Source organism: Kitasatospora sp. NPDC059646, assembly GCF_042734615.1.
Classification (GTDB): Bacteria; Actinomycetota; Actinomycetes; order Streptomycetales; family Streptomycetaceae; genus Kitasatospora.
This window is the reverse complement of the sequence record NZ_JBHWDS010000099.1, coordinates 1-8,972: the sequence shown is the minus strand read 5'-3', so window position 1 is coordinate 8,972 and position 8,972 is coordinate 1. Positions and strand designations below refer to the sequence as shown.

The 8,972-nt window shown below is 76.0% G+C and carries 7 protein-coding genes; 4 read left to right on the top strand and 3 right to left on the bottom strand.

The features are described from left to right. The first annotated feature begins 189 nt into the window (after positions 1-189). Positions 190-1,167: a helix-turn-helix domain-containing protein gene (locus ACFV1L_RS36020; RefSeq protein WP_380374450.1), complete on the top strand. Its 978-nt coding sequence runs from the start codon at positions 190-192 to the stop codon at positions 1,165-1,167. A 38-nt stretch (positions 1,168-1,205) separates the two neighbouring features. Here ACFV1L_RS36020 and ACFV1L_RS36015 read toward each other — a convergent pair whose 3' ends face one another. Genes ACFV1L_RS36015 through ACFV1L_RS36005 form a run of 3 tightly spaced genes read right to left on the bottom strand, consistent with a single transcriptional unit; the run spans position 1,206 to position 5,286 of the window. Then, positions 1,206-1,568 (bottom strand): DUF952 domain-containing protein, encoded by a 363-nt coding sequence (locus ACFV1L_RS36015; RefSeq protein WP_380374447.1) that lies wholly within the window; start codon positions 1,566-1,568, stop codon positions 1,206-1,208. A gap of 43 nt (positions 1,569-1,611) precedes the next feature. After that, a complete protein-coding gene (locus ACFV1L_RS36010) occupies positions 1,612-3,183 on the bottom strand; it encodes a mucoidy inhibitor MuiA family protein (protein ID WP_380374444.1) in 1,572 nt (523 codons plus the stop codon). A 3-nt stretch (positions 3,184-3,186) separates the two neighbouring features. Then, entirely contained in the window at positions 3,187-5,286 is a 2,100-nt protein-coding gene (locus tag ACFV1L_RS36005) for a DUF4139 domain-containing protein (protein ID WP_380374441.1), read from the bottom strand. A gap of 170 nt (positions 5,287-5,456) precedes the next feature. Between ACFV1L_RS36005 and ACFV1L_RS36000 the strand changes: the two genes are divergently transcribed. The 3 genes from ACFV1L_RS36000 to der all read left to right on the top strand — a co-directional run bounded on the left by ACFV1L_RS36000 (position 5,457) and on the right by der (position 8,927). Continuing rightward, entirely contained in the window at positions 5,457-6,542 is a 1,086-nt protein-coding gene (locus tag ACFV1L_RS36000) for a prephenate dehydrogenase (protein WP_380374440.1), read from the top strand. Between the two features lie 104 nt (positions 6,543-6,646). After that, positions 6,647-7,363 (top strand): (d)CMP kinase, encoded by a 717-nt coding sequence (gene cmk, locus ACFV1L_RS35995; RefSeq protein ID WP_380374437.1) that lies wholly within the window; start codon positions 6,647-6,649, stop codon positions 7,361-7,363. Positions 7,364-7,475: 112 nt separating this feature from the next. Then, positions 7,476-8,927: a ribosome biogenesis GTPase Der gene (der, locus tag ACFV1L_RS35990; protein WP_380374435.1), complete on the top strand. Its 1,452-nt coding sequence runs from the start codon at positions 7,476-7,478 to the stop codon at positions 8,925-8,927. Positions 8,928-8,972 lie beyond the last annotated feature (45 nt).

Sequence of the window (8,972 nt, the reverse complement as noted above, 5' to 3'; positions counted from 1 at the left end):
CGCTCGCCGCGCCGCGGCGAGCGGGCTCTCGGCGTGTACGGAGCTCTTTGCGGGGCCTTGGCCGAGGCGCGCCGTGCGGCCTTGCTATCGTTCGACCCGTTGGCAGAAGATTGCCACCGAAGTTCGCTCCGACGCGTGGCGGAAGTGCGCCACCGCGTCAGGGGACGGGGCGGCGGGGGAAGGAAGCACATGCTCGACGCATTCACCGTGCTGGGCCTCGGCCGGCCCGACGGCCAGGTGTACGCCGCGCTGGTCGTCACGCCGCAGTCGACCGCCCAGGAACTGGCCGAACAGTGCGGCCTGACGCTGGACCAGTGCCGGCAGGCCCTGGACCGGCTCGCCGAACAGGGCATGGCCACCCGCGCCCCGGTCGACCGGGAGCGCTACCTGGCGGTCGCCCCGGACGTCGCCATCGGCACCCTGATCGGCCACCGCGAGGCCGAACTGCGCTCGGCCCGCGCCGAGATGCACCGCCTGATGGACGCGTTCCGGGAGGCGTCCAGGTACACCGACCCGGCGCACTCGGTGGAGGTGCTCACCGGCGGCGAGGCGATCGCCCAGCGCCTGGAGCACCTGGTGGAATCCGCCCAGTACCAGATCCGCGGCTTCGACTGCCCGCCGTACGTCCAGGACCCGACCGTGGAGCAGCCCCGGCAGCGGGCCAAGCTCAAGGCCGGGGTGCGGATCCGGACGGTCTTCGACAAGGAGGCGATCGCCTGGCCCGGGCGGCTGGAGCAGGAGATCCTCACCGGCGTCGAGGACGGCGAGGAGGCCCGGGTCCGGCCGGTGCTGCCGATGAAGATGATGATGGCCGACGACAAGATGGCGATCATCCCGATCAGCGTCGGCGACAGCGTGCTGGACGCCGCGTACGTCATCCACCCGTCCGCGCTGCTGCAGGCCCTGGACGCGCTGTTCGAGGCCGAGTGGGAGCGGGCCGTGCCGCTGCAGACGGTGATCGGCGGCGGCGACGGGCCCGGCCCGGACTCCGACCACCTGAAGCTGCTCGGGCTGCTCGCCGCCGGCCTCACCGACGAGTCGATCGCCCGCTCGCTGGGCTGGAGCGCCCGCACCACCCAGCGCCGCCTGCAGGGCCTGATGCGCGAACTCGGGGCCACCACCCGGTTCCAGGCCGGGATGGCGGCCCGCGAGCGCGGCTGGCTGTAGGGCCCGTCCGGGGCGCGCCGGGCGGACGGGCCCGGGGCTCAGCTCCAGGGGCGCAGCGCGGCCCACGTCCCGTCCGGGCCGCGCTCCAGCTTCTCCAGGCCGACCACGGCCGTCCGGTTCAGCCGCCCGTAGATGTGCGGGAACAGCACCCCCGGGGTGCTGCCGGGAGGCGGCCCGCCGGTGGCCGCCTCCCACTTCACCATCGGTTCGACGAGCCTCTCCTCGATCAGCAGCGCCATCAGCGGATCCGGGGTGTCCCGGAAGAACAGGTTGGCGACCGCCAGCACCGTGGTCTCGTCCGGCGAGCAGTGCAGGAAGCCCTCGGTGAGCAGCGAGGCGGCGGTGTACGGCCGGCCCGGGTCGCGCAGCCAGTCGTCCAGCGGGGCGAGATGGTAGATCATGTCTCTTTTGTACCGGAGTTGACGGGCCGTCGGGAGGGGCCGCTCACAGGCCGGCCACCTTCGCGGCCGCCGACACCTCGTACACCAGCGTGACGGTGCGCCGCCCGCCCGGCGGCAGCGGCACCTCCCAGCGGGCGATGCCGTCGCCGTCCAGCTCGTCCGGCGGCGGCGAGCAGCGCTCCTTGCGCAGCCGCACCTCCACCGCCGACACCTCCGACACCGGGATCCGCTCGCGGACCGTCACCACCTGCTCGGCGTCCTCGCCCGGCGCGGAGAACCGCGACAGGTGCAGGCGCACCGTCCGGGTCAGCAGGGTGCGCTGCCCGCCCAGGCCCGCGCCCTCGCGGCGCTCCTCGGCCTCCCGCACCACCCGCAGGCCGTCCGCCCCGCCGAACGCCAGCCGCACCGGCGCTCCCGGCGCGGTGAACTCCAGCGCGCCGCGCCCCGTGTAGCCGGACCCGCGCACCAGGTCGACCGGGCCGGCCAGCAGCGCGTGCCCGGACGCGTTGCGGAACGACACCACCTCCGTCACCAGCTCCGACAGCTCCGGCGCCGCCGCGAACTCGCTGCGCGCCCCGGTCTCGAACGCGCTCACCGGCACCCGGTGCGCCCGCCCGTCCGACGGCACCGAGACCGGCTCCGCGGCCCGCAGCACCCGCACCTCGCCGCCGTCGTCCACGCCCGGCAGGCCCGGCTCCAGCGGCCCCGCGTCGGAGATCGCCTGCTCGCGCAGCTCCACCTCGACGGTCCGCTTCTCCTGCGCCGAACGCTCCCGCAGCACCAGCCGGTCCTCGACCAGCGCCGGCGGCTCGCCCGCCGACGCGGACCGCGCCGTCGACAGCGTCAGCCGCACCCCCGACCAGTCCTCGCCGGTGCGCTGCCACACCACCGCCTCGGTCTCCAGCCGCAGCGTGCCGCCCACCAGCTCCGCCCGGTACGCCGGACGCCACAGCGCACACGCCGTCAGATGCCCCACCCGGGCCAGGAACCGGCCCGGCGCGGCGCACTCCACCGACAGCTCCACGAACGCCAGCAGCTCGGCCGGCTCCTGCTCGGCCCGGGCCAGCGCCAGCTCGGCGTGCCCCTGGGCCACCGTCAGCTCCACCGCCCGCACCCGCGAGGCCCGCAACTGCTCGCCGTACGACTCCCGTTCGGCGTCCACCCGGTCCAGCTCGCGCGACCAGCGGGCCTGTTCCAGCTCGCCGACGCCCGCACCCTCGCCGATCTCCCGCAGCAGGTCCGCGGCCAGCTGCCCGAGCAGCGCCAGCCGGGCCTCCAGCCGCTCCTGGCGGCGCGACTCCGCGAGGTACTCCCGCTCCAGGTCGTGCACCCGGCGGCGCAGCTCCGAATCGTCCGGACCCGGCGCCAGCGGTGCGGGCGGCTGCCAGGACCGCACCAGGCGGACGTCCAGCACCCGGGCGCCGTCCGTCTCCGCGCCGTCCGGGCCGAGCAGCCGCGCGTGCAGCGAACGGTCCACCGCCAGCGCCGTCACCGGCCCCAGCCGCAGCCGGTGCACGCCCGGCGGCAGCTCGACCTCCGCCGTCCGCTCCAGCTGCGCCCGGTCCTCCAGACAGGTGACCGCGGTGACCGGCAGCGGCAAAGTCTCCTCGAACACGCTTCAGCTCCTCCGGTTCCCGCCGACCACGGCCTTGCCGGCCGGGATACGGACCACATAGCCGCCCGTCAGCTCCGTCGAACCCCCGGCCGGCACCACCACCCGCCGGATCCGCGCCGACGGCGGCAGCTGCGCGGACGGCTCCTGCGGCGGCGACCAGCCCGGCCGCTCCTCCACCCGCACCTCCGCGTCGCCGCTCACCGGCACCCGCTCGCGGACCTCCACCGACGCCTCGTGCGGCAGCCGGTTCACCAGCTCGATCCGCACCCGGTGGTCCAGCACCGTCGTCGAGTTCAGCACCCCCGACGTCGACTCCCGCATCTCGCTGTGCCGGGCCACCCGCAGCTCCTCCGCGCGGCCCAGGCCCACCTCCCGCACCCCGCCCGGCGCCAGCGTCGGCAGCGCCGCCGTCAGCAGGAAGTCGCCGTCCACCGACACCTCCACCGGCCCCGCCAGCAGCGCGTGCGCCGTGTCGTTCGCCACCTCCAGCACCGCGTACACCGCCTCCTCCACGGCCGGCACGCACACGTAACGGGTCGTCACCGCCACCGGCAGCTCCGCCACCGCCACCGTGTGCCACACCCCGTCCGACGGGATGTCGGCCGGCGCCACCGCGTCGAACCGGTGGTCGAACGACCCGGCCGAGACGCGCGGCCGCGCCGCGAACGCCGGCAGCGGCAGCCGGCCCACCGCCTCCGCACCGCGCAACGCCCCCGCCGTGTCCGGACCGCCCCGCGGGAACAGCCGGCCGCGACGGAACGCCTCCTCCTGCGGGCCCGCCAGCACCAGGCCCGCGTAGTCCAACTGGTCCGAGGACGGGCGCGGGCCCGCCGGAACCGCCGGCTCGACGGCCGCCGGCCCGACCTCCACCGCGACCACGCCGCGGTATGCCCGCGCCGACTCCGCCGGCGCACCGCCGTACCCCGGCGCGGCCTCCGCGGCCATCGGCGCACCGCCGTACCCCGGCGCGGCCCCCGCGGCCATCGGCGCACCCGGGGCCACCGGCGCCGGCAGCGGGGCGACCGGCGGCGCGGGCTGCGGCACGAACCCCGCCGGGGCCGGGGCCGCCGGCACCGCACCGCCCCCCGCCCGGGGCCGCTTCGCCGCCGCGCCGCCCGGACGGGACGGCCGCGGTGGCGGCGGCGCACCACCCGCCGCCGCCACCGCCAACGGCGGCTCCGGCACCGGTTTCGACCGCTGCGCGCCCTCCCAGTCCGCGAACAGCTCGTCCAGCCCCGCCGGCTGCGCCCGCCACCCCGACGGCGCGGCCGGCTCCTGCCGCCGACCGATCCGCAGCGAACCCAACCGCGGCAGACCGCTCGGCCGGGCCAGGTCCGCCGTCGACAGCGCCAACCGCACCCCCGACCAGTCCTCGCCCGTCCGCTGCGCCACCGACGCCCGCAGCACCAGCCGCGCCGAACCCTCGCCCCGGCGGTGCGCCAGCTGGTACGTCGGCACCCACACCGCACCCGGCACCGCGTACTCCACCTCCAGCTCCACCGCGCCCGCGCCGCGCACCGTCACCAGCGCCCGCGCCGACGACTCCACCCCGCCCGGCTGCTCCGCGCTCGAACGCTGCCGCGCCCGCACCGACGCCACCTCGAACGCGTGCTCCGCCAGCCGGACCCGCTGCGCCAGCTCCACCGCCCGCTCCTGCAGCACCGCCAGCCGCGCGTCCACGAACTCCGCCAGCTCCAGCACCGCGTCCGCCGGCGCCCGCCGCAGCCCCTCGTCCCGGCGCCGCTGCGGCGGCACCGGGCGCAGCGCCGCGACCTCGCGGATCCGCGCCTCCAACCGCTCCTGACGCTCCACCAGCCGGTCGCGCTCCGCGCCCAGCTCCTTCAACTCCCGCTCCCAGGACGGCGACCCGCCCTCCTCGCGGACCCGCTCCGCGTGCACCACCCGGGCCTCCACGACCCGCGCCTCGCCCGCCACCACCCGCACCCGCAGCGAACCCTCCGCCGCCAGCCGCGGCAGACCGCCGACCTCCACCCGGCCGTCCGCCGGCAGCACACCCGACGCCCGGCGCCGGCACACCGCGCCCACCGAGTGCACCACCACCGACACCAGCCCCGACTCCCACACCGCCTGCTGCCCCGCCACCTCGCCCCCTTCCGCCGCCGGCCCGAACCCCGGACCAGGGCGCCCAGTCTGCACCCAATCCCCGTCGCCGGACCCGGATTTCCCCTGCGCGTCGGCCAACCGCGCCCGCCGCCTGCGGGTGCGGGACAATGGCCCGACCACCACCGCCACCAGGGAGACGGAAACCCGCCATGCGCACAGCCGCCGTCATCGGCACCGGACTGATCGGCACCTCCGCCGCGCTCGCCCTCACCCGCCGGGGCATCAGCGTGTACCTCGAGGACGCCGACCAGGACGCCGCCCGCACGGCCGCCTCGCTCGGCGCCGGCACCACCGAACTCCCGGACGGGCCCGTCGACCTGGCGATCATCGCCGTCCCGCCCGCGCTGGTCGGCAAGGTCCTCGCGGACTGCCAGCGGCGCGGCCTCGCCCGCACCTACACCGACGTCGCCAGCGTCAAGGCCGGACCGCGCGGCGAGATCACCGCGCTCGGCCTCGACACCGTCCGCTACATCGGCTCGCACCCGATGGCCGGCCGCGAACGCTCCGGGCCGCTCGCCGCCACCGCCGACCTCTTCGAGGGCCGGCCCTGGGTGCTCACCCCCACCGCCGACACCGACACCGAGACGCTCAACGCCGCGCTCGAACTCGTCGCCCTGTGCGGCGCCATGCCGATCGTCATGGACGCCGCCGACCACGACCGCGCCGTGGCGCTCGTCTCGCACGCGCCGCAACTGCTGTCCTCGCTGGTCGCGGCCCGGCTGGAGCACGCCGAGGAGACGGCGGTGCGCCTGTCCGGGCAGGGCGTGCGCGACGTCACCCGCATCGCCGCCTCCAACCCCGCGATGTGGATCGACATCCTCTCCGCCAACGCGGGCGTCGTCGCCGACGTCCTCGACGACCTCGCCGCCGACCTCGCCGAGACCGTCACCGCGCTCCGCGCCCTCCAGGGCGCCGACGAGGACGGGCGCCGCGCGGGCGCCGCCGGCATCGAAGCCGTCATGCGACGCGGCAACACCGGCCAGGCCCGCATCCCCGGCAAGCACGGCGCCCCGCCCACCCGCTACGAGACCGTCACCGTCGTCCTCGGCGACCAGCCCGGCGAACTCGGCCGGCTCTTCGGCGAGGTCGGCGCCCTCGGCGTCAACATCGAGGACGTCACCATCGAACACTCCACCGGCCAGCAGGTCGGCCACGTGCAGCTCGCCGTCGCCCCGGCCGTGGTGCGGACGCTGGCGGCGGGCCTGCGCGACCGCGGCTGGGGCGTCCGGGACTGAGCGGGCCCCGCCGTGCGCCCCCCGCAGGGCGCGCGGGCGGGAGCGCGGCGCGAGTCCATTAACCTTGAGGTGAGTTCGTGTGTCGTGAGAGAGAGGTTCGCCCCGTGGACAGTGCCGACCGAGCGTCGAACAGCCCGGTCGTCGTCGCCATCGACGGACCCTCGGGCTCCGGGAAGTCCACGGTGTCGCGGGCAGTGGCCGCGCGGCTGGGCCTGAGCTTCCTGGACACCGGCGCCATGTACCGCGCGATGACCTGGTGGATGCTGGCCAACGGGATCGACGTCGAGGACCCGGAGGCCGTGGCGATCGCCTGCGCCAAGCCGGTCATCGTCTCCGGCACCGACGCCGCCGGCCCGACCATAACCGTGGACGGCCAGGACGTGTCCGGCCCGATCCGCGGCCCCGAGGTGACCGCCAAGGTCAGCGCCGTGGCCGCGGTCCCCGCAGTGCGGGCCCGCCTGGTCGAGCTCCAGCGCGGCTGCGCCGCGCACGCCGCCCGCGGCATCGTCGCCGAGGGCCGCGACATGGGCAGCGTGGTGTTCCCGGACGCCACCGTGAAGGTCTTCCTGACCGCGTCCGAGCAGGCCCGGTCCGAGCGGCGCGCCGCCGAACTGCGCGCCAAGGGCCTGGACGAGGCGACGATCACCGCGATGGCCGCCGACCTGGCCCGCCGGGACGCCGCCGACTCCTCCCGCGAGACCGCCCCGCTGACCCGGGCCGCGGACGCGGAGCTGGTCGACACCAGCGAACTCACCCTCGACCAGGTGATCGGCACGATCACCGCCCTGGTCGAGGCCCGGGCCGGCCTGACCGCCGCCTGAGCCGCACCGAACGATCCGACCGCGCGAGATCCGCGCGGTTCGCGCTGCCCGCGGGGCAGGTACGCACGGTCCGCCCCTGGGAAGGGCCGGGCCGGGAAAAGGAAGACGGAACATGAGCAACGACACCACCGCCGCGCACGGCGAGCTCGGCGACGCCGAGTACGCCGAGTTCCTGGCGCTGGCCGCCGAGGAGGGCTTCGACGCCTCCGAGATCGACGCCGACCTGGACGGCCACGGCCCGCTCCCGGTGCTGGCGATCGTCGGCCGCCCGAACGTCGGCAAGTCGACCCTGGTCAACCGCATCATCGGCCGCCGCGAGGCGGTCGTCGAGGACCGCCCCGGCGTGACCCGCGACCGGGTCAGCTACGAGGCGATGTGGGCCGGCCGCCGCTTCAAGGTGCTGGACACCGGCGGCTGGGAGATCGACGTCCTCGGCATCGACGCGATGGTCGCCGCCCAGGCCGAGCTCGGCATCGAGCAGGCCGACGCGGTGCTGTTCGTGGTCGACGCCACGGTCGGCGCCACCGACACCGACGACGCGCTGGTCAAGCTGATCCGCCGCTCCGGCAAGCCCGTGGTGCTGTGCGCCAACAAGGTCGACGGCCCGTCCACCGAGGCCGAGGCCGCCTACCTGTGGTCGCTGGGCCTGGGCGAGCCGTACCCCGTCTCCGCGCTGCACGGCCGCGGCTCCGGCGACCTGCTGGACGCCGTGCTGAAGGTGCTGCCGGAGGCCCCGCCGCAGCTGTTCGGCGACGGCCTGGCCCCGGGCGGCCCGCGCCGCGTCGCGCTGATCGGCCGGCCGAACGTCGGCAAGTCCAGCCTGCTGAACAAGGTCGCCGGCGAGGACCGCGTGGTCGTCAACGAGCTGGCCGGCACCACCCGTGACCCGGTCGACGAGCTGATCGAACTCGGCGGCAAGACCTGGAAGTTCATCGACACCGCCGGTATCCGCCGGCGCGTGCACCTGACCTCCGGCGCCGACTTCTACGCCTCGCTGCGGACCTCCGCCGCGCTGGAGAAGGCCGAGGTCGCGGTCGTCCTGGTCGACGCCAGCGAGACCCTCGCCGAGCAGGACACCCGGATCATCTCGATGGCCGTCGAGGCCGGGCGCGCCGTCGTCATCGCCTACAACAAGTGGGACCAGCTCGACGAGGAGCGCCGCTTCTACCTGGAGCGCGAGATCGAGCGCGACCTCGTGCAGGTCCAGTGGGCGCCCCGGGTCAACGTCTCGGCGAAGACCGGCCGCCACATGGAGAAGCTCGTCCCGGCGATCGAGACCGCGCTGGCCGGCTGGGAGACCCGCATCCCGACCGCCCGCCTGAACGCCTTCCTCGGCGAACTGGTCGCCGCGCACCCGCACCCGATCCGCGGCGGCAAGCAGCCGCGCGTCCTGTTCGGCACCCAGGCCGGCACCCGCCCGCCGCGGTTCGTGCTGTTCGCGTCCGGCTTCCTGGAGGCCGGCTACCGCCGCTTCATCGAGCGCCGCCTGCGCGAGGAGTTCGGCTTCGAGGGCACCCCGATCTCGATCTCGGTCCGGGTGCGCGAGAAGCGCAAGAAGAAGTAGTCCTCCCCGGACCGCACGGCCGTGGGCCGCGGACACCCGCTGGTG